We start from the raw sequence: 24,126 nt of genomic DNA on the forward strand, positions 1-24,126 counted from the left end.
CGATCATAGGTCGGACCTCGGACGCCGGACCCGCGCGAGGCCCGGGAGGACCGATCGCGGCGCGACGGCCGCGCTCAGGCGGCGGCCGGTGCCGACGGAGGAGCGCAGTCCGGCGACCACCGTCGTCGCCGCGCGCCAGCCCGCGGACTGCTCCGCGAGCACCGGCGCGTAGCGGACGCGCTCGACCCCCTGCCGGAGCTCCCGCAGGGCCGACCGTGCGCCCTCGTCCTCGCCGAGGGCGGCGCCGATCAGAGCCTCCTGGGCTCGTGGCGACTCGCCGTCCTCGACCGGGACACCGAGGTCGCGCGCGCTCGCCACCAGCTCGGCCCAGGCCGGCTCGAGCGAGCCGTCGGCCGCCCGGCGCCGGCGGACGGCGCGCTGGACGACGCGCAGGAGCCAGGGCACGAGCAGCAGCAGGACCAGCAGCGACCAGAGCGTGACGACCGGGGCGGTGGACGCCGTGGAGCCGCCGAGGGCCCCGGGCGTCGCCGTCGCGGTGGACGCCGTGGGAGTCGGCGTCGCGGTCTCGCCGGGCGCCGCGCCGGGCGCGGCACTCGCTGCGGCCCCGGGAGTCGTCGACGGGGCGGAGGTCGTCGCGCTCGGCAGCGTGTACGAGGCCGGGGCACCGCGGCTCGGCGTCGGCTCGAACGGCAGCCAGCCGACGCCCTCGAAGTACAGCTCCGGCCAGGCGTGCAGGTCGGACGACTGCACGCGGTAGCTGGTCAGCTCGGTGCCCGGCGAGGGCACGACCGAGCCGGGCTGGTAGCCGATGGCGAGCCGGGAGGGGATGCCGAGCTCCCGCGCCATCACGGCCATCGCCGAGGCGAAGTGCACGCAGTAGCCCTCGCGGACCTCGAGGAAGGAGGCGAGCACGCCGACGCCGTCGCCGTCGTAGCCCTCCTCGGCGGGGGTGTCCTCGGAGTAGCGGAACTCGGACGAGCGGAAGAAGGTCTGCAGCGCGCGGGCCCGGTCGTAGGCGGTGACCTCGTCCGCCGTGACCTCCGTCGCCGTGCTGCGGACGATCTCCGGCACGTCCTCCGGGAGCGAGAGGTAGCGCTCGAACCCGGTGGGCACGGGCGCGTCGAGGAGCTGCTGGGGATCGGGCTCGAGGCGCAGCGCCTGCACCTGGTACTCGTCGCCCGCGCGGGTGGTGGCGTCGCCGCGGATCGAGCCGTCCTGCACGTCCTGCAGCCAGCCGTCGCCGACGCCGCTGAGCTCGGAGACCGGGTAGGGCACCGGCAGCCAGCGGCTGCGGAGGGTCTCGACCGAGACGTCGACCTCCTCGGTCTCGCGCGGAACGGCCTCGCCGAGACCGGCGGGAGCGATAGGAGCGGCGATGTCCGCGGTCTCCTCGGTGTCGCTCGGCGCCCAGTCCTCGCCCTCGAAGTCCGAGACCGTGAGCACGCGGAGGTAGACCGGCAGGTCGGAGTCGGTCGAATAGCGCAGCACCGTCACCGGGTTGGGGCGGCGGAGGTCGGCGCCGAGGGCGACGACCGGGTCGATGGAGCCGTTGAAGAGCGTGCCCGAGACGCCGGACGGCGTGGAGACGCGGGTGAAGCCGCCCGCGGAGCCGGCGACGAGCCCGGCGGCGATCACGACGACCCCGGCCATCGCGATCGACGGCACGGCGGCGCCGAGCGAGCCCCCGCGCGGTGCGCGGCGCTCGGGACGGGCGCTGACCGCGAGGATCCCGAGATAGACCAGCGCCGTGAGCAGCAGGCTCGGCCAGGAGACGTCGGCCGGGTCGATGACGGCCGGCACCGCCAGCAGGGTGGCGGGGAAGAGACCGGCGAGCGCGGGCAGCCGCACCGAGAAGGCGAAGAGGTCGGCGGCCCAGGCCAGCACGACCACACCGCCGACGAGGAGGAAGGCGATGCCGTTGTCGGCGACCGCCGGCAGGCCCTGCTCGGCGATCGAGGTGAAGCCGGCCTGGGCGAGTGTCTGCGCGTCGGCGATCGCTCCCGGCGTCGGGACGAGGAAGAGCAGCGCCCGCCCGGGCACGAACATCGCGGTGAGCACGCCGACGGCGGCCAGGGTGCCGAGGATCGGCGGGACGACCGGGTGCGCGCGGACGGCGCGCGCGGCGGCCGGGACGGCGAGGACGACGCCGACCGCGACGGCCAGCTGGACGAGCCAGCCGATGCCCTCGAGCAGGCGGCCGATGCCGGAGGACGCGGTGACGAGCGAGAGCCAGAGCAGGACGGAGAGCAGGACCGAGCCCGAGCGGGCGTCGCGCCCGCGGCGGCTCACGCGACCACCCGGAGCGCGAGGGCCTGGGCCCACGCCTCCTCGACGGCGGTGCGCGGGGTGACCGGGACGGGGTACCAGCCGAGGGAGGCCAGCGCGGCCTCCTCCTCGGGCGTGCCGCCGACGAGGAAGGCGACGGCCGGGCGGGCATGGGCGGCGAGGGAGGCGAGTGCGGCGAGGTCCTCCTCGTGCAGCCGGGAGAGGACGGCGAAGACCGGGCGGCTGCCGCCCGCATCGCGCATCTCGGCGGCGATGCGGCCGACCGCCTCGACCGACTCGGCGGCGGGGGCGAGCTCGGCCAGGCGCAGCAGCACGTCGTGCGCGGCCTCGCGCTCGTCCTCGGAGCGGACGGGCTGGTCGGGCGCGCCGGTCTCGATCAGGTGCGTCTCGAAGCCGCGCTCGAGCAGGTGCACCGCGAGCGAGGCGGTCATCGAGACCGCCCACTCCAGGCGGTCGTCGCCGCCGCGCTCGTCGAGGATGCGCGCGGCCCGCGTCTCCAGCAGGATCCAGGCGTGCGGGTCGGTGTTCTGCTCGTCCTGGCGGACCTTGAGCTCGCCCGAGCGGGCGCTCGCCCGCCAGTGCACGCGGCGCATGGCGTCGCCGGGGCGGTAGTCGCGCGGGATCACGTCGTCGGTCCCGGCCCCGGCGGTGGCGTGGGCGACCGGGCTGGAGCCGCCGGCGCCGTGGGCGTCGAGCACGTCGCTCTGCAGCGGGACGGCCCGCGGAGTGACCACGAAGGGCTGCGCCGCACCCGCGATCGTCTCGCGCACGGCCAGGCCGAAGAGGTCGCCGCGGAGGAGCCGCAGCGGACCGATGCGGTGGATGCCGCGCCGCCCCGCGGGGAGGCGGTAGCGGGCGCGGACCCGGCTCGAGCCGCTCCCCCGCTGCGCGACCGCCGGCAGGGTGAAGGCGCCGCGGGCCACGGTGCGGCCGGAGACGAGACCGCGCTCGACCCGGTCGAGCCGGTCCTCCGCTCGGGCACCGGCCCGCAGGGCCGCGCCGCGGTTGTCGAGGACGACGTCGACGTCGACCACGTCGCCGACCGCGACGACCTGCGGGGCGAAGCGCCGCTGCACCTGCAGCACGGGCGTCACGGCGAGCAGCGCGAGGACGGCGGCGACGGGCAGGCCGAGGAGGACGATCCCGACGAAGAGCAGCTCGCGGAACTCGATGATCGGCGCGACGACGATCCCGAGCGCGCCGAGAACGACCAGGGCCCAACCGCGCAGGGTGAGCGCGACCCCGCGGACGGCCGGGAGCGCGCCGATGCGCCGCGCCGGCCGCTCCGCGCCGCGCCGCCGGGGCTCACGGGACCGGGGTGCGCCGGAGCGGGGACCGCCCGGCTCAGTCGGCACGGCCGCTGAACGGGACGGGGGTGGCGGCGACGATGCGCTGGACGATCTCGGTGACGGAGTGCGAGGCGCCGGTGCCGGAGCGGCCGGGGAGCCGGGTCGCCGGGAGCAGCCGGTGGCCGAGCACCGGCACCGCGAGCACGTCGATGTCGTCCGGGACGACGAAGTCGCGGTCGTTGATCGCGGCGAGCGCCTTCGCCGCGGCGATCAGCTGCAGAGTCGCGCGCGGGCTGCCGCCGAGGCGCAGCTCGGGATCGATGCGGGTCGCCTGCATGATCGCCACCACGTACTCCTGCACCGGCGGGGCGACGTAGATCGACTGGACGTAGTCCATCATCCGGGTGAGCTGATCGTGGCCGACGACCTGGCGCAGCTCCTCCAGCGGGCTCGCGGCGTCGCGGGTGCGGATCATCTCGAGCTCGGCGCGCTCGTCGGGGTAGCCGAGCGAGAGCCGCGCCATGAAGCGGTCGCGCTGCGCCTCGGGGAGGCTGTAGGTGCCCTCCATCTCGACCGGGTTCTGCGTCGCCACCACGGCGAACGGCCGCGGCAGGACGTGCGTCACGCCGTCGACCGAGACCTGGCGCTCCTCCATGCACTCCAGCAGCGCCGACTGGGTCTTGGGCGAGGCGCGGTTGATCTCGTCGCCGATCACCACGTTCGCGAACACCGGGCCGGGCTTGAACTCGAAGTCGCGGGTGGCCTGGTTGAAGACGGAGACGCCGGTGACGTCGGAGGGCAGGAGGTCCGGGGTGAACTGGATCCGCGAGACGGTGCCGCCGACGGAGACCGCCAGCGACTTCGCCAGCACGGTCTTGCCGGTGCCGGGGACGTCCTCCATCAGCAGGTGGCCACCGGCGAGGAACACCGTCAGGGCCATCGAGACCTCGGCGTCCTTGCCGTCGATCACGCTGCACAGGTTCTTCAGGATCGCGGCGCAGTGGGCGCTGAACTCCTCCCGGGTCATCGCCGACCCGGGAGCCGCACCGCGGTCCGATGCCGTGCCGACTGCGGAGCGGGTCTCATCGAGGGACGTCATAACTGGTGATTCTCGCAGTGCGAACCGGAAAACGGCTCAGGCTTCCGGGGGGCTCCCAGCCCTCGGCGCGAGTCCTATGCTCGGAACGGTGACCAGGATCATCGCCGGCTTCGCCGGATCGCTCACCCTGCGGGTCCCCCGCGCCGGCACGCGACCCACGAGCGACCGGGTGCGCGAGGCGATCTTCTCGGCGCTCGAGGCGCGCGACGCCCTCGACGGCGCGACGGTCATCGACCTCTACGCGGGCTCCGGTGCGCTCGGCCTCGAATCGGCCAGCCGCGGCGCCGCCTCCGTGCTGTTGGTGGAGCGCGACCCGAAGGCCGCGAAGACCGCCGGCGAGAACGCCCGGGCGATCGCGACGGCGGCGGCCTCGAACAAGCGCCCGAAGCCGCGGATCGAGGTCGTGATCGCCTCCGTGCGCTCGTTCCTCGACGGCTCCCCCGCGGTCAACGCCGACACGGTCTTCCTCGATCCGCCCTACGACCTCCCCGAGGACGAGCTGGCCGCCGACCTCGCCGGTGTCCTCCCGCTGCTCGCCGAGCACTCCGTGGTGGTCGTCGAGCGGAGCTCGCGCAGCCCGGAGCCGCGCTGGCCCGCCGGGCTCGAGCGCGACCGGCGGAAGGACTACGGCGAGACGACGATCTGGTGGGCGTCGCCCGGAGCGGCCGAGTAGCCGAGCCGCTGATCAGCCCGTGGCGCCGTCCCAGCCCAGGTAGGGGTCCCAGCCGCCGCGCTCGTCCAGCGCGACTCCGCCGAGCCGAACTTCCGGCGCGCCCTCGCGCACCGTGCCCAGGGCGGTGAACCCCGGCGGCAGCGCAGTGCCGGGCGGGAAGCAGGCGAGCATCGCGTGGTCCTCGCCGCCGCCGAGAACGAGCGCGCGGGCGAGTGCCGCGTCGATCCCCTCCACGGCCGTCAGCGGGCCGGCGTGGGCGTCGACGGCCTCAGGATCGAGATCGAGCACGACTCCGCTCGCCCGGGCCATCCGCCGCGCGTCGAGGACGACGCCGTCGGAGACGTCCATCATCGCCGTGGCGACGCCGCCCGCCGCGATGCCGGCCGCGATCGGCGGCGTCGGCCGCAGCTGGGCGTCGAGCACCTCCGGATGCTCGGACCGGAGCGCCCGGGCGAGGGCCGCATCGGGCTCGCCGGCCGTCCGGGCACGCTCGAACAGCAGCCGGAGGCCGAGCCCGGAGACGCCGAGCGGCCCGGCGGTCGCGATCACGTCGCCCGGGCGCGCGCCGCTCCTCAGCACCGGCTGCCGGCCGTCGAGCGAGCCGAAAGCCGTGATCGCCAGGGTCAGCGTCGCGGAGGCGGACAGGTCGCCGCCGACCACGCCGCAGCCGGGGGCCATCGCCGCGCAGCCCGAGGCGAGACCGTCCGCGATCCCCTCGAGCACGTCGACCCCGAGCCGCTGCGGTGCCGCGATGGCGACCACCAGCGCGGTCGGGCGGGCACCCATCGCGGCGACGTCGGAGAGGTTGGAGGCGGCTGCCTTCCAGCCGAGATCGAACGGCGAGGACCAGGCGAGCCGGAAGTCCGGGCCGTGCACCATCATGTCGGTGGTCACGACGAAGCGGCCGTCCGGCGCCCGCAGCACCGCGGAGTCGTCGCCCGGCCCGACGAGCGTCTCGGCACCGCCGCCGAGCCTCGGCAGGATCCGCGCGAGGACCTCGCCCTCGCTGAGCTCGGCCAGGGTGGGGCTCGGATCCGGTGCCATGGTTCACACGCTAGCGTTGCCGTCGATGTCCTCCCGCCTCCTCCGCACCCCCCTCGCCGCCGCCGCCGTCCTGCTCCTGAGCGGCTGCTCGGCCGCCGTGGCGCTGCAGCCGGCCGCGGACGCGACGAACGAGGGCTGCGCCGAGGTCTCGGTGCGCCTGCCCGACGTCGTCGCCGAGCTGCCCGAGCGCGAGACGAACGCGCAGGGCACGGCGGCCTGGGGCACCCCCGCCGCCGTCATCCTGCACTGCGGTGTCACTCCCCCCGGCCCCACCACCGAGCTCTGCGTCTCGGTCAGCGGCGTCGACTGGATCATCGACGAGTCGCAGGCCGCCGACGACGTCTACACGCTGACCACCTACGGCCGCGATCCGGCGGTCGAGATCACCGTCGACCAGAGCCGCGCCTCCGGCACCTCGGCCGTCGTCGACCTCGCGAATGCCGTCTCCTACCTGCCGCAGGAGCGCGCCTGCACGAACGTCTCCGACACGGACACCCTCGACCCGCCGAGCACGCCCGCGGGCTGATCTCGGACGTCCGATCTCAGGTTCCGCGCCACGGAGAAGGCTTTCCGCGGGACAGGCTCCCGTCGACGTCCGCGGGTCGCCTGCATATCGAACGCGAGCGCCCCGTCAGTCCGGCCCGCGGAGGGCCGCGGCCGCGACCTGCAGCGCCCGCTCCGGCGTCGCTCCGAGCGCCCGGGCCCGCGCCGCGTACGCGCCGGCCGCCAGCTGCAGCTCGTGCTCGACCGAGTCGACGCCACCGGACACGACCGTCCCGGCGCGCCCCCGCGTCTCCACGATCCCCGCGGCCTCGAGCTCCTTGTAGGCCCGCGCGACGGTCCCCGGAGCGACACCCAGCTCCTCGGCGAGGGTCCGCACCGCAGGAAGCCGCGTGCCGACCAGGAGCGACCCCGCGGCGACCTGCGCGGTGATCCCCTCGCGGATCTGCTCGAACGGCGCCCGCGGGCCCGGCTCGAGCCGGAGCCCGAGGCCCGCCGCGGTCATCGGACCGCGGCCGGGACGCGCTCGAGCGCCAGGTCGAGCAGCTCGCTGATCAGGTCGGGGTAGTCGACGCCGCTCGCGCCCCACATCCGCGGGAACATCGAGATCGGCGTGAAGCCGGGCATCGTGTTGATCTCGTTGATGACGAAGCCGTCGGCCGTGAGGAAGAAGTCGACCCGAGCGAGGCCCTCGGCCCCGATCGCGGTGAAGGCGCTGACCGCGAGGGCCCGCATCTCGGCGAGCTCGTCCTCGGTGAGCTCGGCCGGGCAGACCAGCTCGACGCCCTTCATCCCGAGGTACTTCGCCTCGAAGTCGTAGAAGCCGCCGCCGCTGACGACGACCTCGCCGGCCACGGACGCGCGCGGGGACTCCCCGCGGCGCGCGCCGAGCACGCCGATCTCGACCTCTCGCCCGACGATCGCGGACTCGATCAGCACCCGGGAGTCGTGCGAGAACGCCTCCTCGAGCGCGGCGTCGAGCTGCGAGCGCTCGTCGACCCGGCTCACGCCCACGCTCGATCCGGCCCGGGCCGGCTTGACGAAGGCGGGCAGGCCGAGCTCGTCGAGGGCCGACGCGGCGTCGCTCGGGTCATCGCGCCACTCCGCCTCGGTCACGGTGTACCAGGGGGCGACCGCGATGCCCGCGGCGCGGAAGACGGTCTTGGTGAAGTGCTTGTCCATCCCGAGCGCCGAGGCGAGCACGCCCGACCCGACGTAGGGCAGACCGACCAGCTCGAGCATCCCCTGGACCGTGCCGTCCTCGCCCCATGGGCCGTGCAGGATCGGCAGGACGACGTCCACGTCGCCCAGCGACCGGACGGAGCCGTCGGCCGCGGTGACGGTCAGCTCGCGGGAGAGCGCCGACTCCGGCCAGCGCACGCGCGTCCCGTTGTCCTCGACCCGCGGCAGGGCGCTCGCGTCGAGCGCGAACTTCTCCGGCCGGTCCTCCTCGAGCACGAACGCGCCGTCAGCGGTGATCCCGACGGGGATCACGTCGAAGCGGTCACGATCGATCGCCCGCAGCACCCCCGCCGCCGTTGCGCAGCTGATCGAGTGCTCGCTTGAACGCCCCCCGAACAGAACGGCCACTGCGAGCTTGCTGGTCATCGAGGTTCCTCTCACCCTGGGGCTCGTCCGAATCCGTGGTCAGGTGCGGCGCGATGTCCTTCGGATCGAGCGTACCGGCGAGCACCTGCGACACCTGCTCGACGATGGGCATGTCGACTCCGCGGGCCCGGGCGAGCTCGAGGATCGGCGCGACCGAGGAGAGCCCCTCCGCCGTCTGCTGCATCGACTTCACGACGTCGCCGAAGCTGTAGCCCTGGCCGAGCAGGCGCCCGGCCGTGTTGTTGCGGGAGAGCGACGAGCTCGACGTCGCGATCAGGTCGCCGAGGCCGGCCAGCCCGGACATCGTCTCGGGCCGCCCGCCGTACGCGACGGCGAAGTCGGTCATCTCGGCGAGGCCGCGGGTGATGATCGACGCCTTGGTGTTCTCGCCGTAGCCGACGCCGTCGACGATGCCGATCGCGACGGCGATCAGGTTCTTCAGCACGCCGCCGAATTCGGTCCCGATCACGTCGGTGTTGACGTAGGAGCGGAAGTAGCGGTTGGTCGCGGCGAGCGCGACCTCCTGCGCGGTGACGAGGCTCTCCGAGGCGATGACCGCCGCGGTCGGCTGCTCCTTCGCGATCTCGAGCGCGAGGTTCGGCCCGGAGGCGACCGCGATCCGGCTCGGATCGATCGGCAGCACCTGAGAGATCACCTCACTCATCCGCTGGCCGGTGCCCTTCTCGACGCCCTTCATCAGGCTGACGAGGACGGTCCGCTCGGTGAGGAACGGCGTGATCGCCTCGAGGTTCCCGCGCAGGGTCTGCGACGGGATGGAGAGGTAGACGTGGTCGGCGCCCTCGAGCGCCTCCTCGATCCGCGGGGTCGCCCGGATGTTGCGCGGCAGGTTGATGCCGGGGAGGTAGTCGCTGTTGCGCTTGGCCTCGGTGATCTCGCGGGCGAGCTCGGCCCGCCGCGCCCACATCACGACGTCGGAGCCGCCGTCGGCGAGGATCTTGGCGAAGGTGGTCCCCCAGCTGCCGGCGCCGAGGACGGCGACACGGCGCGGCACGGGGATCGGCGCCTTCTCGGCCCTACTGCCCCTGCTCAAAGCGTCCCGTGCCCTTCTGATTGTGCTCGGCCGGGTTCCAGCGCTTCTCCGGTGCCGTCTCGCCGCGCAGCTCCTCGAGCAGGCGGGTGATCGCGGCCATCACGACGGTCGACGCCTCGTTGAGGGTCGCGGAGTCGAGGCTGCGCCCGCGGAACGCCGACAGGTCGACGGGATCGCCGACCAGGACGTCGACGCGCTTGCGGCGGAAGAGGGTGATCTTCTTGGAGTAGCGGCCCATGACCTGCTGGGTGCCCCAGTGCGCGACGGGCACGACGGGCAGTCCGTACTGCAGCGCCATCCGCACCGCGCCGGTCTTGCCGCGCATCGGCCAGAGCTCGGGGTCGCGGGTGAGCGTGCCCTCCGGGTAGATCAGGACGGAGCCGCCCCGGTCGACCAGCTCCTTCGCCGCCTTCAGCGGCTCGCTGCCGCGCACGGAGCCGGCCCGCTCGACCGGGATCTGCCCCGAGGCGCGCAGGATCGCTCCGGCGACGGGGATCGTGAACAGCGACGCCTTCGCCAGGAAGCGCGGCGCACGCCCGGCCCGCCACAGCACCCAGCCCGTGATGAACGGGTCGATCTCGCTGTAGTGGTTCGGCGCGAACACGAACGCGCCCTTGCGCGGGATCTTGTCGATGTCGCGGACCCGGAGGTCCACGGAGGCGGTGAGCGTCGGGATCACCAACGCCGCGAGGAGCCAGAAGATGGACGGGCGGCTTCGTTCAGACACCCGCCCATCCTCGCATCCCGGCTCCGCCGCCCCCGCCGCCCACGCCAGCGCGCGGCGCGGTGCACGCGCCGACGCTGGTCGAGCAGCCCCGCAGGGGCGTGTCGAGACCCGGGGGACGCGACTCCGGCTCGCGGGATCCGACTCGGCACGCGGGATCCGGCCGATCCTGCGAGCCGGACGCGGTTCCGCGAGCCGGAGGTCGAGCCGACGAGCGGCGGTGGGACGTCCGGCACGCGGAAACGGCTCCGGCTCGCAGGATCGGGGGGATTCTGCGAGCCGGAGCCGTTCCAGCGTGCCGGAGGTGCTGCGGGACTACGCGTCGAGGGAGAAGTCGGCGCCGAGCAGCTCGAGCTTGGTGAGGAAGTTCTCGTAGCCGCGGCTGATGATGCCGACGTTCGAGACCGAGGAGGTGCCCTCGGCCGAGAGCGCCGCGATCAGGTGCGAGAAGCCGCCGCGCAGGTCGGGCACGACGATGTCGGCGCCGTGCAGCTTCGACGGGCCGGAGATGACCGCGGAGTGCATGAAGTTGCGCTGACCGAAGCGGCAGGCCTGGCCACCGAGGCACTCGCGGTGGATCTGGATGGTCGCGCCCATCTCGACCAGCGCGTCGACGAAGCCGAAGCGCTGCTCGTAGACGGTCTCGTGCACGATCGACACGCCCTTGGCCTTGGTCAGCGCCACGACGAGCGGCTGCTGCCAGTCGGTCATGAAGCCGGGGTGCACGTCGGTCTCGATGATGACCGGCTTGAGCTCGCCGCCGGGGTGGTAGAAGCGGATGCCGTCCTCGGCGATCTCGAACGCGCCGCCGACCTTGCGGAAGACGTTGAGGAAGGTCGTCATCTCCTGCTGGCGAGCGCCGCCGACGAAGATGTCGCCGTCGGTCGCGAGGGCCGCGGCGGCCCAGGAGGCGGCCTCGTTGCGGTCGAAGAGCGCGCGGTGGGTGTAGCCCTCCAGGCGGTCGACGCCCTCGATGCGGATCACGCGGTCGGTGTCGACCGAGATGATCGCGCCCATCTTCTGCAGGATGTTGATGAGATCCATGATCTCCGGCTCGATCGCCGCACCGGACAGCTCGGTGATGCCCGACGCGCGGACCGCGGTGAGCAGCACCTGCTCGGTCGCGCCGACGCTCGGGTAGGGCAGCGACACCTTGGCGCCGTGCAGGCCCTCGGGCGCCGACATCCGGATGCCGGAGGGCAGCTTCTCGACGATGGCGCCGAAGTTGCGGAGCACCTCGAGGTGGTAGTCGATCGGGCGGTCGCCGATGCGGCAGCCGCCGAGGTCGGGGATGAACGCCTCGCCGAGGCGGTGCAGCAGCGGTCCGCAGAAGAGGATCGGGATGCGGCTCGAGCCGGCGTGGGCGTCGATGTCGGCGAAGTGCGCGGACTCGACGTTGGAGGGGTCGAGGATCAGCTCGCCCACCTCGGGGCCCTGCTTCACCTTGACGCCGTGCACCTCGAGGAGGCCCTTGACGACGCGGACGTCGCTGATGTCCGGGACGTCGCGCAGGGTGGACGCGGTCTCGCCGAGGAGCGCGGCGACCATCGCCTTGGTGACGAGGTTCTTCGCGCCCTTGAGCTCGATCCGGCCCTTCAGCGGCCGCCCGCCGTGGATGGTGATCCGCTCGGTGGTCATCCCCACACGGGCTCCCGCCGCCTTCGCATCCTGTGCTCCCGCCGCCTTGGCGTCCTGAAGAAGTGTGTTCACGCTATTTCACCGGCAATGTCTTGGGCCGCCAGCTCGCGCGACGGGTCTCGAATTCGGAAATGAGCGCTTCGTCGCGCAGGGTCAGGCCGATGTCGTCCAGCCCTTCGATCAGGCGCCAACGAGTGTAGTCGTCGACCTCGAAAGGGAAGGTCTCGCCACCGGCGGTGACCGTACGACCAACCAGATCGACGGTCGCTTCTATTCCCGGCGTCGCATCGATCAGCTCCCAGAGCCGGTCGATGTCGCTCTCCGCCAGGGCCGCCGCGAGCAGCCCCTGCTTGCCGGAGTTGCCGCGGAAGATGTCGCCGAAGCGGGAGGACAGCACGACGCGGAAGCCGAAGTCGCGCAGCGCCCAGACGGCGTGCTCGCGGCTGGAGCCGGTGCCGAAGTCGGGGCCCGCGACGAGGATCTGCGCACCCTGGAAGGCCGGCTGGTTGAGCACGAACTCCGGGTCCTGGCGCCAGCCGTGGAAGAGCGCGTCCTCGAAGCCGGTCTTGGTGACCCGCTTGAGGAAGACGGCGGGGATGATCTGGTCGGTGTCGACGTTGCTGCGCTTCAGCGGCGCGGCGATGCCGGTGACGGTCTCGAACTTCTCCATGATCAGGCCTCCACCAGCTCGCGGACGGGCTCCAGGTCGGAAGGACTGGAGAGAGTGCCGCGGACGGCGGTCGCGGCGGCGACCAGCGGCGACACCAGGTGCGTGCGGCCGCCCTTGCCCTGCCGGCCCTCGAAGTTGCGGTTCGAGGTGGAGGCGCAGCGCTCCCCCGGGGCCAGCTGGTCCGGGTTCATGCCGAGGCACATCGAGCAGCCGGCGAAGCGCCACTCGGCGCCGAACGCGGTGATCACCTTGTCCAGGCCCTCGGCCTCGGCCTCGATGCGCACGCGGGCGGAGCCGGGGACGACCATCACCCGGACGCCGGGCGCCTTGGTGCGGCCGGCGATGATCGACGCGAAGGCGCGGAGGTCCTCGATGCGCGAGTTGGTGCAGGAGCCCATGAAGACCGCGTCGACCGGGATCTCCTTCATCGGGGTGCCGGCCTCGAGGTCCATGTACTCCAGCGCGCGCCGGGCGTTGGAGCGCTCGTTCGGGTCGGCGATCGCGTCGGGGTCGGGCACGGCCTGCGAGAGCGAGACGCCCTGGCCGGGGTTCGTGCCCCAGGTGACGAACGGCTCGAGCGCGTCCGCGTCGAGGACGACCTCGGCGTCGAAGACGGCGCCCTCGTCGCTCGGGAGGGTCCGCCAGTAGGCGACGGCGTCGTCCCAGTCCTGGCCCTCGGGGGCGTGCGGGCGGCCCTGGAGATAGGCGAAGGTCGTCTCGTCGGGCGCGACCATGCCGGCGCGCGCTCCCGCCTCGATCGACATGTTGCAGATCGTCATCCGGCCCTCCATCGAGAGCGCGCGGATCGCCGAGCCGCGGTACTCGAGCACGTAGCCCTGACCGCCGCCGGTGCCGATCTTCGCGATCACGGCGAGGATGATGTCCTTCGCCGTGACGCCCTCGCGCAGCTCGCCCTCGACGGTGATCGCCATGGTCTTGAAGGGCTTGAGCGGCAGCGTCTGCGTGGCCATCACGTGCTCGACCTCGCTGGTGCCGATGCCGAACGCCATCGCGCCGAACGCGCCGTGGGTCGAGGTGTGCGAGTCGCCGCAGACCACGGTGATGCCGGGCATGGTCAGTCCGAGCTGCGGGCCGACGACGTGCACGATGCCCTGCTCGATGTCGCCGAGGGAGTGCAGGCGGACGCCGAACTCGGCGGCGTTGCGCCGCAGGGTCTCGATCTGGGTGCGGCTGGTGAGGTCGGCGATCGGCTTGTCGATGCCGACGGTCGGGGTGTTGTGGTCCTCGGTCGCGATCGTCAGATCGGGGCGGCGGACGGGTCGGCCGGCCTGGCGGAGGCCGTCGAAGGCCTGCGGGCTGGTGACCTCGTGCACGAGGTGCAGGTCGATGTAGATCAGGTCCGGGGTGCCGTCCTCGCCCTTGGCGACGAGGTGGTCGTCCCAGACCTTCTCGGCCAGGGTGCGCGGGCGCCCGGCGGCCGGGGTCACGGCGGCCGAGGGCGCGGCGGTATCGGGGGAACTGTCGTTCATGGCGGGATTCTCTTCCTCAGGAATGGTGGTCAGCCCACGAGAGACACCGCGACGAGAGAGGCCTGTCAGATCGAGGTCTCGTCGCGGCGGAGAAGAAGGAGCCGGCCGAACAGCATTGACCGAGGATAGCACCGCGCCGACGAGCGGCAGGGAGGCGCGGCCCGAGCGGATCGGGGCGGACCGGAGCGGCGGTCAGGGCGCGACGAGCATCGCGATGAGCACCGCGGGGACCACGAGCAGCGCCGCCGCGCCGACCACCACGCCGCCGACGACGAAGACCGCGGCGACCGCGGCGCCGACCATCCCGACGAAACCGGAGCGCCGCTTCACCGGCAGCGCCTCGTGCTCGAACCAGTCGCCGTCGAGCGGGTCGGGCGACTCGCGCTCGAAGCGCTCGGCCTCGTCGATCCTTGCCGGCAGCTCGGCGAGCATCATCGCGGCGTGCGGCGACTCGGCCGCGAGCTCGAGCGGACGCACCAGGGCGCGCTCCGCGAACTCGAACGGGTCCTCGTCGGTGCGCACCAGGGCGCGCTCGAACGCCCGGCGCTCCTCGGGAGCGGCGCAGTTCTCGATCAGGTAGCCCCAGCGGCCGGCCTCGATGAGGTCGCCGGACCTCCGGTAGAGCTCGGACAGGAGGACGCGGGGGTCGATCCAAACGGGGTCGGCCTCGACGCAGCGCTCGAGCAGCGAGACGGCCCCTCGGACGTCGCCCTCCGCGAAGCGCGTCTTCGCGCGATCGAGAGCCTCGACGGTGTCCATCCCTCCAGTATGCCCATCGACAGCCCGGCTCTGCATTTCGGAGCCGGAGTCGCTGCCACCTGTTCGAGGGGTGTGACCCGTGGAGTCAGGCCTCGGCGTCCGGTCGGGGGGCGAGCACGGCCTCCACGACGACGACCGTCACGTTGTCCCGGCCGCCCGCCTCGACCGCGGCGCGCACGAGCGCCTCGGCGAGATCGACCCCGTGCAGGTCACCGGCGTCGCGCCGGGCGAAGAGCTCGGCGATGTCCGCGTCGGAGAGCTCCTTGGTGAGGCCGTCGGAGCAGAGCAGGTAGCTCGCCCGGGGCACGATCGGCAGGGTCCAGACGTCGGTCTCGACCTCGTCGTCGGCGCCGAGCGCGCGGGTGACGATGTTGCGGTCGGGGTGCGACTCCGCCGCCTCGCGGCTGAGCAGGCCGGCCGAGACCAGCTCCTGCACCGCCGAGTGGTCCACGGTCAGCTGCTGGATCCCCGCGCCGTCCCAGCGGTAGACCCGCGAGTCGCCGACGTTGAACAGGCCCCAGGAGGCGGGTCCGCCGTCGTCGGGCCGGACGAGGGTGAGGCCGGTGAGCGTCGTCCCGCAGAGGGCGCCGCCGACGTCGAGGTCGCGGACCGCGGCGTTGGCCGTCTCGACGACGGCGAAGACGTCCGAGACCGGGCCGATCGCCTCGGCCGCGCTCTCCCGCAGGCTCTCGACGGCGGTCGAGCTGGCCAGGTCGCCGCGAGCGTGCCCGCCCATGCCGTCGGCGACGGCGACCAGCGTCGGCGAGACCAGGAGGGCGTCCTCGTTCACCCGCCGGACGGCGCCGACATCGGTGCTGCTCGACACCGTCAGGTGCAGGACGCCCTGGGGCAGATCGATGCTGGTCGTGCTCGTCGTCGCAGTCACGGGACCGGGCTCACTTCTTCTCGGCGCGGTCCTGCCCGTCGGCGTCGGCGACGACCTCCGGGTGGCCGTCGTGCAGCTCGATGTGGGAGTGCTCGCGGCGCATCTTGATCAGGCTCGCGACCGTGGCGACGGTCATGCTGACGACGATGACGGCGAGCGAGGTGATCGTGTCGATGTCCCAGACCGGCAGCGGCTCGCCGCCGTTGAGGAACGGGAGGTCGTTCTCGTGCAGGGCGTGCAGCACGAGCTTCACGCCGATGAAGGCGAGGATGAACGCGATGCCGTACTTGAGGTACTCGAGCTTGTCGATCAGGCCGCCGAGCAGGAAGTAGAGCTGGCGCAGGCCCATCAGGGCGAAGATGTTCGCGGTGAAGACGATGAACGGGCTCTCGGTGATGCCGAAGATCGCCGGGATCGAGTCGAGCGCGAAGAGCAGGTCGGTCGAGCCGATCGCGAGGAACACGATCAGCATCGGCGTGAAGTACTTCTTCCCGTCCTTCACGGTGCGGATCTTCGACCCGTCGAACTCGTCCGAGATCTTCACGCGCTTGCGCAGCAGACGGATGAGGAGGTTGTCGGTGCCCTCGTTCTCGTCCTCCTTGCCGAACGCCTGGTTCCAGGCCGTGTAGACGAGGAAGGCGCCGAAGAGGTAGAAGATCCAGCTGAAGCTCTCGATCAGCTGCGCGCCCAGCAGGATGAACACCCCGCGGAAGATCAGCGCGATGATGATGCCCACCATCAGCACTTCCTGCTGGTACTTCGTCGGCACCGCGAAGCGGCCCATGATGATCACGAAGACGAACAGGTTGTCGATCGACAGGCTGTACTCGGTCAGCCAGCCCGCGACGAACTGGCCGGCGACCTCTCCCCCGCCCAGCAGCAGCATCACCAGGGCGAAGATCAGCGCGAGCGTGACGTAGAAGCCGACCCAGAGGCCGGACTCCTTCAGGCTCGGCACGTGCGGGCGCTTGTAGACCAGCAGCAGGTCCGCGGCCAGGATCAGGCTCAGGACGACGAACGAGCCGGTCACGAACCAGACGGGCAGCTCTTGCATGGGGACCTTCCGGGGGTCAGTGGATTCCGACGGTCTCTCCCCGGGGAGCGGGCCGTTAAACGAGAAGAACCCCCGGCCATGACCGGGGGTTCTGCTCGTGTTGCCGTGGTGACCCCAGCGGGATTTGAACCCGCGTTACCGCCGTGAGAGGGCGACGTCCTAGGCCGCTAAACGATGGGGCCGCGTTTTTGCAACTCGAAGAGTGTTGCACACGGATCCGCACCGGTGCAAATCGAGCGGGCGGACGGCGCGCTCTCCGGGGCCGTCTTGCACCGCGGTCGCCCCCCGCGAGAGGCTCGGAGCATGCGACTGACCAAGCTCGAGCACGCCACCGTCCTCGTCGAGGAGGCGGGCTCGCGGCTCGTCCTCGACCCCGGCTCCTTCACCCGTCCCGTCGAGGGCTCGGCCGACACCGTCGCGGTCGTGATCACCCATGAGCACGCCGATCACTGGACGGCGGAGCAGCTGGAGCGGCTGCGCGCCGCGAACCCGGCGCTGCGGATCCTCGGCCCGGCCGGAGTCGCCGCAGCGGCCGAGGGCTTCGGCGTCGAGACGGTCGCCGAGGGCGACGTGATCGAGGTCGGACCCTTCGAGCTGCGCTTCTTCGGCTCGCGGCACGCGGTGATCCACTCCTCCATCCCGGTGATCGACAACGTCGGGGTGCTCGTGAACGGCCGGTTCTACTACGCGGGCGACTCGTTCACCGTCCCCGCCGGCATCGACGTCGAGGTGCTGGCGGCCCCCTCCGGTGCGCCCTGGATGAAGATCGCGGAGTCGATCGACTTCGTCCTCGAGCTCGCGCCGCGGCACGCCTTCGCGACGCACGAGCGGGTGCTGTCCGAGGCGGGCCAGAAGCTCGGCCACGACCGCCTCGGCTGGGCGACCCGCGAGGGCGGCGGCGAGTACCACGCCCTCGAGCCGGGCGACGTGCTCGAGCTCTAGCCGCCCGTCGGAGTGCGCTCCGCCGTCAGAGGACGCGGGCGTCGAAGATCTCGGCCTGATCGAGGTCGGTCCCCGCGGGCAGCACCCCGATCTGGACGAGTGCGCCCTCCGGAACGGTGCCGTCGGGCGTGACGATCGAGGCGCCGTCGATGTTCGTCTTCGACGCGTACAGCGAGACGTCGTCGAGCACCTCGGCCCGGTAGACGCCGTCGACCCAGACCACGACCCGCTTCCCCGAGTTCACCAGCGCGCGACTCATCGTCACCGCGACCCGGTCACCGGTCCGCTGGACGCTGTCGACGCCGGTGAGCGTCGACTGGAAGAGCAGGTCGGCCGCGGCGACGTCCACGCCGGAGGCCAGCTCGCCGACCTGAACGAGGTCGCCGTCCTTCACGGGCGTGGTGGGGACGATCTTCGTGCCGCCCGGGACGTCGTACTTCCACGCGTACCAGCCCCTGCCCTCGTTGTAGTCCCCCGCGTAGCGGCCGTTCAGCCATACCACGACCCGCTTCCCGGAGCGGACCAGCGCCTCGCTCATCGTCGCCTCCACGTACCCGCGGACGACCGAGACGTCCGTGATGCCCACCGTCTGGTCCGAGGCCGCCTCCCGCGGGGATCGGTCGTGCCCCTGCAGCTCCTTCAGCTTCTCCAGCGCCGGCCGCACGTCGGTGTACCCCATCATCGGCACCCGTTCATCGGGAAGGGTCGTGCCGTAGAACACCCCGACGAGGTTCCCGTTCACGATCAGCGGCCCGCCCGAGTCGCCGGTCTCGCCGATCTGCTCGGTGCTGCCCGTCGTCGCTGTCGAGTGGAAGCCGATGAGACCGTTCGGCATCCGTCCCACCCTTCTGATCCAGACCTTCTCGGTCCTCTGCGTGGGGAACATGTCCGGACCCAGCCCGTAGAGGTGGCCGACCGAGCCGACCCGGTAGCCGCCCGGCACCAGTCGCGGGTAGTGCGGCAGCGCGTGCGGGCGGGAGAGGTGGAGGAGCTTCATGTCCGCGGGAGCGAGCGAGATCGACTCCGCCACCGGAACCGCTTCCGTCACCTCGTCCTCCGTCGGCGACGGGGCGTAGCGGTAGTAGACGTGACTCACGGGGCAGTGGTCCACGGTGAGCACCCAGTCGGCGGCGATCGCCGTGCCGGTGCAGGTGTTGGTCTGGATTCCCACGATCTTGTCGTAGACCTGCACCACCCAGGGCTCGTTCGACTTCGTCCCCGATGTCAGCGCCGCCGCGGGCGCCGTCGTGAGCGCACCGATGCCCAGCACGGTCGTCAGCACGACCAGCGCAGCCGCCGTCCCCCGCAGGAGGCGAGTCCTCATCGCCGTCACCTCTTCCTCAGCGCGGGGCTCACCCGGGGCCGGGCTCCCTCTCCGCCCGAGAACGATCGACGAATCACCGGGAACGCGTCAAAGATCTGGCGCCGAAGCGACCGGACGGCGGGATCAGGACCGATCGACGACGTGCTCGAGGTCGGCGCCGAACTCGAACGTGCGGTCGACCACGGCGCCGGAGTGCAGCACCGCGGGGAGCCAGAAGCGCGCGTCGTCCCACATCCGGCCGTACGGGACCTCGTCGAGTGGGACGAAGGCTGCGGCGAGCTCGCCCGAGGCGACCACCTCGCCCGACCAGCGGCGGCAGACGAAGACGTGCGAGCGCTGGCTCCACGCGGGGCGGTGCGGGAAGAAGTAGTCGAGGGGGCCGCGGGGCTCGAGGTCGCGAGGATCTGCGCGCAGGCCGACCTCCTCCGCCAGCTCGCGGACGGCCGCGTCGGCGGGCGACTCCCCCGACTCGAGCTTGCCGCCGGGCGCGACGACCCGGCCTTCGCCGAGACCGCGGAGCTTCCGCCCGAGCAGCACCTCGGTCCCGCGGGGCGACTCGCGGAGGACGTAGACCACGCAGACCTCGGGCAGCGGATCGGTCGGCGGCCGCACGCCCATGCCGCACCTCCGCTCGCCGGGTCCGGGGGGTCGGGACCGCCGTCGTAGGCTAGCCCGGTGACGACGACCGCGCTCGAGCGCTTCCAGGCCCTGCTGCGGGTCGACACGGTGTCGCACTCCGACGAGTCCGACACCGACTGGAGCCGGTTCCGCGTCTTCCAGGAGCTGCTCGAGCAGTTCTACCCCGCGCTGCACACGGCCCTCGAGCGCGAGACCGTGGCCGGTCACTCCCTGGTCTGGCGCTGGCGCGGCACCGAGGACGGCGAGCCGTCGGTCCTGATGGCGCACTACGACGTGGTCAGCGTCACCCCCGACGACTGGTCGATCGCGCCGTTCGCGGCCGATACGGTCCTCCGCCCGGACGGCCGCACCGCGGTCGTGGGGCGCGGCGCGCTCGACGACAAGGGCTCCCTCGTCGCCCTGCTCGAGGCCGTCGAGGCGGCCGTCCTGCGGGGAGAGCGTCCTCGCCGCGACGTCTACCTGGTCTCCACGCACAACGAGGAGACGGCGGGGGACGGCGCACCGTCGATCGTCGCGCTGCTCGGGGCGCGCGGCGTGCGCCCCCGCTTCGTGCTCGACGAGGGCGGCAACGTCCGCCGCGGCATCGTGCCCGGAGTGACCACGCCGATCGCCGTCATCGGCGTCACCGAGCGCGGCATCATGAACCTCGAGCTGACCTGCCGCGACGCGGGCGGGCACGCCTCCGCCCCGCCGCCCCTGCCCGGCATGCTCGCCACGCAGCGACTCGCGCGGGCGATCCACCGCCTCACCGAGAACCCGTTCCCCTCGACCCTTCCGGAGCCGATCGCCGAGCTGGTGCGCGCCGCCGCACCCCGAGCCGACGCCGCGCACGCGGTCTGGTACGCGAAGCCGCACGAGCACCCGGACGCCGTCATCGCGGCCCTGGCCGCGCACTCCAACCGCTCCGCCGCGATGCTGCGGACGACCGTGGCGATCACGCAGCTGCGCGGCAGCACCGGGGCGAACGTCCTCGCGTCGACCGCCAGCGCGGTCGCCAACGTGCGGATCAACCCGGGCGGCACCGTCGCCAACGTCGTCGAGCGGATCCGCGCGGTGATCGACGACCCGGAGGTCGAGATCGAGGTGCGCGTCGCGCACGAGCCCTCCCCCGTCTCCCCCACCGGCGAGCCCGGCGACGGCGGCCCGTACGACGTGCTCCGCCGCGTGGTGCAGGAGGTCTTCCCCGAGGCGATCGTCGCGCCCTACGTGCAGACCGGCGGCAGCGACGCCCGCCACTTCCACGCGATCAGCGACGGCGTCTACCGCTTCATCCCGTTCGAGATCAGCCCACAGCAGCAGCTCGGCATCCACGGTGCCGACGAGTCGGTCGAGGTCGACCAGTTCGAGCGCGCCATCGCCTTCTACGCACGGCTCCTGCTCGAGCTCTGACGACTCCCTCTGCGACCTCGATGCGGGGCGTGGGCGAACGGTGTGCGGGGAGTGCGCACTCGGTGAGCAGTTCCTGAGGACGGAGGCACTGTCCGGCGCCGAATCTGGGAAAACCGTTCGATGACGCGCCGGTCCTCGTTGGCCGTCCGTTCACCCCGCGATGATGGACTGAGCCTCGCGGGAGCAGTTCCCAGCCCGCGGACCAGCAGTACAGCACCATGCGACATCCCGTACCGACGCCGACTCGATCGAGCCGGCCCCACCGATCGTGGAACCCGAGGATCATGACTGTCCGCCAGGCCGAGTACCCCCGGCCGAACCACTTCATCCTTCACCTCAGCGACACCCACTTCATCGCCGGAGACGGCGGGCTGTACGGCTCCGACGTCGACAGCGAGGCCCAGCTCCGCCGCCTGTTCGACGAGCTGGAGGCCTCGGGCGGTCGCCCGGAGGCCGTGGTCATCACCGGCGATCTGGCGGACAAGGGCGAGCCGCAGGCGTACGCCAAGCTCCGCGCCGTCGTCGAGCCGGCCGCCGCCCGACTCGGTGCCGAGGTGATCTGGGTGATGGGCAACCACGACGACCGCGGTGCCTTCCGCTCCGGGCTGCTCGACCAGCTGCCCACCACGCAGCCGATCGACCGCGTGCACGACGTGAACGGACTGCGCATCATCGCGCTGGACTCGACCGTCCCGGGCGCGCACTACGGCGAGATCTCGGACGCCCAGCTGGACTGGCTCGCGGAGGAGCTCTCCAGCCCCGCGCCGCACGGCACGATCCTGGCGCTGCACCACCCGCCGGTGCCGAGCGTCCTCGACCTCTCGGTGCTCGTCGAGCTCCGCGACCAGCCCGCGCTCGCGGAGGTGCTCGAGGGCTCGGACGTCCGCAGCATCATCGCCGGCCACCTGCACTACTCCTCGACCGCGACGTTCGCCGGCATCCCCGTCTCGGTCGCGTCGGCCACCTGCTACACGCAGGACCTCAACGTGCCCGTCGGCGGCACTCGCGCCCGCAACTCCGCGCAGGCCTTCAACCTCATCCACGTCTACGACGGCACGGTGCTGCACTCGGTGGTGCCGATCGGCGCCTCGACCGAGGTGTCCTACGTCTCGGCGAACGAGACCGAGCGGATCCTCGCCTCGCACGGCGTCGAGATCGCCCCGGCCACCGCCGCTCCGCTCGAGCAGGTCGAGGCGCTCTACCCGCCCGTCGTGGAGCCCGTGAGCGTCAGCGCCTAAAGGACTGCGTCCGGTCTGCAGGCGATCCGCGCCGAGAGACGATCCCGTCCGCGGGACCGAGGCTCCGGAGCCGCGGATCGCCTGCAGAACGGACGTCAGCGCTTGGGACGACTGCGGTCGAGGGCGAACAAGTGCCCGGCGAAGGCGAGGGCCGCGCCGAGCGCGATCCCGACGCCGATGCCCGCGCCGACCCCGATGCCGGGGAAGACGAGCGCGCTGGCGAGCCCGAGCAGCAGCCCGAGGACTCCGCCGCCGATCGCCCAGGCCATGCTCAGTCCACCCGCTCCCACGGCGCCGGGATCGGGTAGTACTCCTCGAGGAAGTCGATCACGGCGCGGGTGCGCACCTCCGCCGAGATCTCGGGGAAGCTGCCGTCGTTGAGGCAGAAGAAGTCGACGCCGCGGTTCTTCAGCAGCTTCTTCATGTCCTTGAGACCCTGGTGCATCGTCGTGTCGACGTACTTCACCGAGGCGTTCTCCTGCACCACCGCGCGGCCGGTCATCAGCGCGTAGTAGTGGTAGAGCGAGTTCGTGACGGAGACGTCGCTCGCCGAGCGGAAGCGGCTCGCGGCGGTCGCGGTGAACTCCGGCTCGAACTCGGTCTCCAGCTCGGCCATCACGCTCTTGCGGAGCGGCGTGGCGGCGTGCTCGAGGTGCCGGGTCGTCATCGCGCCGAAGCGCTCGCGGAGCAGCCGGCGGTTGACGCGCGCCGCGTTCTCGAACCCGCTGCGGGAGGCGTTGGAGTCGCCCATGCCGATGCGGGTGGTCGCCTCGATGAACTTGGTGATCCCGCCGGGCGAGAAGAAGATCGACGGGTCGACGGGGCGGCCGAAGAACATGTCGTCGTTGGAGTAGAGGAAGTGCTCGGCCAGGCCAGGGATGCGGTGCAGCTGGCTCTCGACCGCGTGCGAGTTGTGCGTGGGCAGCACCGAGAGGTCGCGGAAGTGGTCCTCGCTGCGGACCAGGGTGACGTCGGGGTGCTCGTCGAGCCAGCGCGGGCGCGGCGAGTCGGTGACGATGTAGATGTGCCGGACCCACGGCGCGTACATGTAGACGCTGCGCAGGGCGTACTTGAGCTCGTCGATCTGGCGGAAGCGCGCGGGGGCGTCGTCGCCCTCGCCCACGACGTAGCTGGCCATCCGGGCGGCGCGGGCGCGCTGGAACTCCAGGTCCGTCCCGTCGACCCAGGAGAAGACGATGTCGACGTCGAAGCGGATGTCGCTGACCAGCGGCTCGAACATGCCCTCGAAGGTCGGCCAGGTGCGGCCGTAGGCCTCGACGTGCGCGTCGATCGCCTCGGCGACGGGGAGGCTGCTGCGCATCAGCGCGTTCTCGGCGGGAGTGGTGATCTCCTCCTCGCCGACCTTCCAGAACTCGAGGCGGACGCCGCTGCGGGCGCCGTAGCGGAGCGAGCCGCTCGAGGAGACCCGGGGGCGGAAGAGCGAGAAGACCGCGGCGCGCGGGTAGGGGGCGATCGCGCCCTCGGCCAGGAGCAGCGGCGGGGTGCCGCGCTTGTCGAGGGTCTTCACGTAGAACGGCTCGGTGGCGAAGGCGCGGGCGAGCAGCGTGGCCAGCTCGGCGCCGAGCGAGCGGTCGATCGCGAGGAAGGGCGCGCCCTTCGTGCCGCGGATGAGGCGGTAGGGGAACTCCGCCTCGTCGAGCACCTCGCCGAGCGCGATCAGGTCCTCGGTCCAGGCCGCCTGCGGAGTCGTACTCGAGTTGACCAGCGAGAACAGACCGGCATGGACGACCACGTCGTCACGGTCGAAATGGCGCGGACGCAGGAGGGCTGACGGCAGAGGACGGACGGAAGGCATGGTTCACATTATCCGCCGCCCGTTTCGTGCGGATGACCGTCCTGC

23 protein-coding genes and 1 tRNA gene are annotated in these 24,126 nt (G+C 72.3%); 5 read left to right on the plus strand and 19 right to left on the minus strand.

The window, feature by feature from the left end:
- Window positions 1-3 precede the first annotated feature (3 nt).
- The 3 genes from MT351_RS07685 to MT351_RS07695 are packed head-to-tail and all read right to left on the minus strand — an operon-like array spanning window position 4 to window position 4,635.
- Window positions 4-2,250: a DUF3488 and transglutaminase-like domain-containing protein gene (locus tag MT351_RS07685; RefSeq protein ID WP_132438355.1), complete on the minus strand. Its 2,247-nt coding sequence runs from the start codon at window positions 2,248-2,250 to the stop codon at window positions 4-6.
- Window positions 2,247-3,602 (minus strand): DUF58 domain-containing protein, encoded by a 1,356-nt coding sequence (locus MT351_RS20260; protein WP_132438356.1) that lies wholly within the window; start codon window positions 3,600-3,602, stop codon window positions 2,247-2,249. Before MT351_RS20260 ends, MT351_RS07685 begins: the two co-directional genes overlap by 4 nt.
- On the minus strand, window positions 3,592-4,635 hold the full coding sequence (locus tag MT351_RS07695; RefSeq protein WP_123735412.1) for a MoxR family ATPase: 1,044 nt from the start codon (window positions 4,633-4,635) through the stop codon (window positions 3,592-3,594). Before MT351_RS07695 ends, MT351_RS20260 begins: the two co-directional genes overlap by 11 nt.
- A gap of 88 nt (window positions 4,636-4,723) precedes the next feature.
- Between MT351_RS07695 and MT351_RS07700 the strand changes: the two genes are divergently transcribed.
- A complete protein-coding gene (locus MT351_RS07700) occupies window positions 4,724-5,308 on the plus strand; it encodes an RsmD family RNA methyltransferase (RefSeq protein ID WP_243581801.1) in 585 nt (194 codons plus the stop codon).
- 12 nt (window positions 5,309-5,320) lie between these two features.
- Here MT351_RS07700 and thiL read toward each other — a convergent pair whose 3' ends face one another.
- Entirely contained in the window at window positions 5,321-6,352 is a 1,032-nt protein-coding gene (thiL, locus tag MT351_RS07705; RefSeq protein WP_243581802.1) for a thiamine-phosphate kinase, read from the minus strand.
- Between the two features lie 25 nt (window positions 6,353-6,377).
- On the opposite strand from thiL, the gene MT351_RS07710 reads away from it, so the two are divergent.
- A complete protein-coding gene (locus MT351_RS07710) occupies window positions 6,378-6,878 on the plus strand; it encodes a DUF3515 domain-containing protein (RefSeq protein WP_243581803.1) in 501 nt (166 codons plus the stop codon).
- A 105-nt stretch (window positions 6,879-6,983) separates the two neighbouring features.
- Here MT351_RS07710 and MT351_RS07715 read toward each other — a convergent pair whose 3' ends face one another.
- The 11 genes from MT351_RS07715 to MT351_RS07765 all read right to left on the minus strand — a co-directional run bounded on the left by MT351_RS07715 (window position 6,984) and on the right by MT351_RS07765 (window position 16,915).
- Window positions 6,984-7,358, minus strand: coding sequence for a GntR family transcriptional regulator (locus MT351_RS07715; protein ID WP_123735409.1), 375 nt, complete (start codon window positions 7,356-7,358; stop codon window positions 6,984-6,986).
- A complete protein-coding gene (locus tag MT351_RS07720) occupies window positions 7,355-8,461 on the minus strand; it encodes a D-alanine--D-alanine ligase family protein (protein ID WP_123735408.1) in 1,107 nt (368 codons plus the stop codon). Before MT351_RS07720 ends, MT351_RS07715 begins: the two co-directional genes overlap by 4 nt.
- Window positions 8,358-9,473: an NAD(P)H-dependent glycerol-3-phosphate dehydrogenase gene (locus MT351_RS07725; protein ID WP_173286025.1), complete on the minus strand. Its 1,116-nt coding sequence runs from the start codon at window positions 9,471-9,473 to the stop codon at window positions 8,358-8,360. The genes MT351_RS07720 and MT351_RS07725 overlap by 104 nt, the downstream gene beginning before the upstream one ends.
- Window positions 9,474-9,495: 22 nt before the next feature.
- Window positions 9,496-10,239, minus strand: a complete 744-nt coding sequence (locus MT351_RS07730; protein ID WP_243581804.1) for a 1-acyl-sn-glycerol-3-phosphate acyltransferase — start codon at window positions 10,237-10,239, stop codon at window positions 9,496-9,498.
- 312 nt (window positions 10,240-10,551) lie between these two features.
- A complete protein-coding gene (gene murA / locus MT351_RS07735) occupies window positions 10,552-11,874 on the minus strand; it encodes a UDP-N-acetylglucosamine 1-carboxyvinyltransferase (protein ID WP_164874434.1) in 1,323 nt (440 codons plus the stop codon).
- 73 nt (window positions 11,875-11,947) lie between these two features.
- Window positions 11,948-12,544, minus strand: a complete 597-nt coding sequence (leuD, locus tag MT351_RS07740; protein ID WP_123445564.1) for a 3-isopropylmalate dehydratase small subunit — start codon at window positions 12,542-12,544, stop codon at window positions 11,948-11,950.
- Between the two features lie 2 nt (window positions 12,545-12,546).
- Window positions 12,547-14,034 carry a 3-isopropylmalate dehydratase large subunit gene (gene leuC, locus MT351_RS07745; protein ID WP_243581805.1) on the minus strand — a complete coding sequence of 496 codons (1,488 nt, stop codon included), beginning with the start codon at window positions 14,032-14,034 and terminating at the stop codon, window positions 12,547-12,549.
- A 192-nt stretch (window positions 14,035-14,226) separates the two neighbouring features.
- Window positions 14,227-14,793 (minus strand): DUF6584 family protein, encoded by a 567-nt coding sequence (locus MT351_RS07750; protein ID WP_243581806.1) that lies wholly within the window; start codon window positions 14,791-14,793, stop codon window positions 14,227-14,229.
- 85 nt (window positions 14,794-14,878) lie between these two features.
- Window positions 14,879-15,679 carry a PP2C family serine/threonine-protein phosphatase gene (locus MT351_RS07755; RefSeq protein ID WP_243581807.1) on the minus strand — a complete coding sequence of 267 codons (801 nt, stop codon included), beginning with the start codon at window positions 15,677-15,679 and terminating at the stop codon, window positions 14,879-14,881.
- Window positions 15,680-15,689: 10 nt separating this feature from the next.
- Window positions 15,690-16,733 carry a TerC family protein gene (locus MT351_RS07760; protein WP_243581808.1) on the minus strand — a complete coding sequence of 348 codons (1,044 nt, stop codon included), beginning with the start codon at window positions 16,731-16,733 and terminating at the stop codon, window positions 15,690-15,692.
- A gap of 106 nt (window positions 16,734-16,839) precedes the next feature.
- Window positions 16,840-16,915: transfer RNA gene (locus MT351_RS07765), tRNA-Glu, on the minus strand.
- Window positions 16,916-17,036: 121 nt separating this feature from the next.
- Between MT351_RS07765 and MT351_RS07770 the strand changes: the two genes are divergently transcribed.
- On the plus strand, window positions 17,037-17,675 hold the full coding sequence (locus tag MT351_RS07770; protein WP_243581809.1) for an MBL fold metallo-hydrolase: 639 nt from the start codon (window positions 17,037-17,039) through the stop codon (window positions 17,673-17,675).
- Window positions 17,676-17,700: 25 nt separating this feature from the next.
- Here MT351_RS07770 and MT351_RS07775 read toward each other — a convergent pair whose 3' ends face one another.
- Both MT351_RS07775 and MT351_RS07780 read right to left on the minus strand, forming a co-directional pair.
- A complete protein-coding gene (locus MT351_RS07775; protein ID WP_243581810.1) occupies window positions 17,701-18,999 on the minus strand; it encodes a trypsin-like serine protease in 1,299 nt (432 codons plus the stop codon).
- Window positions 19,000-19,122: 123 nt separating this feature from the next.
- Window positions 19,123-19,617: an 8-oxo-dGTP diphosphatase gene (locus tag MT351_RS07780; RefSeq protein ID WP_243581811.1), complete on the minus strand. Its 495-nt coding sequence runs from the start codon at window positions 19,615-19,617 to the stop codon at window positions 19,123-19,125.
- A gap of 57 nt (window positions 19,618-19,674) precedes the next feature.
- Here MT351_RS07780 and MT351_RS07785 point away from each other — a divergent pair, with 57 nt between their 5' ends.
- Complete coding sequence (locus MT351_RS07785) at window positions 19,675-21,027, plus strand: M20/M25/M40 family metallo-hydrolase (RefSeq protein WP_243581812.1); 1,353 nt, start codon at window positions 19,675-19,677, stop codon at window positions 21,025-21,027.
- A 284-nt stretch (window positions 21,028-21,311) separates the two neighbouring features.
- A complete protein-coding gene (locus MT351_RS07790) occupies window positions 21,312-22,265 on the plus strand; it encodes a phosphodiesterase (RefSeq protein WP_123735400.1) in 954 nt (317 codons plus the stop codon).
- Between the two features lie 95 nt (window positions 22,266-22,360).
- Here MT351_RS07790 and MT351_RS07795 read toward each other — a convergent pair whose 3' ends face one another.
- Together MT351_RS07795 and MT351_RS07800 are read right to left on the minus strand one after the other, a co-directional pair.
- Window positions 22,361-22,534: a hypothetical protein gene (locus MT351_RS07795; RefSeq protein ID WP_165909224.1), complete on the minus strand. Its 174-nt coding sequence runs from the start codon at window positions 22,532-22,534 to the stop codon at window positions 22,361-22,363.
- 2 nt (window positions 22,535-22,536) lie between these two features.
- The gene (locus tag MT351_RS07800; protein ID WP_243581813.1) at window positions 22,537-24,018 is read right to left on the minus strand and encodes a stealth family protein; all 1,482 of its coding nucleotides are present in this window, start codon (window positions 24,016-24,018) and stop codon (window positions 22,537-22,539) included.
- Window positions 24,019-24,126: the final 108 nt, after the last annotated feature.

This window comes from Rathayibacter sp. VKM Ac-2926, from assembly GCF_022815565.1.
Taxonomy (GTDB): domain Bacteria; phylum Actinomycetota; class Actinomycetes; order Actinomycetales; family Microbacteriaceae; genus Rathayibacter; species Rathayibacter festucae.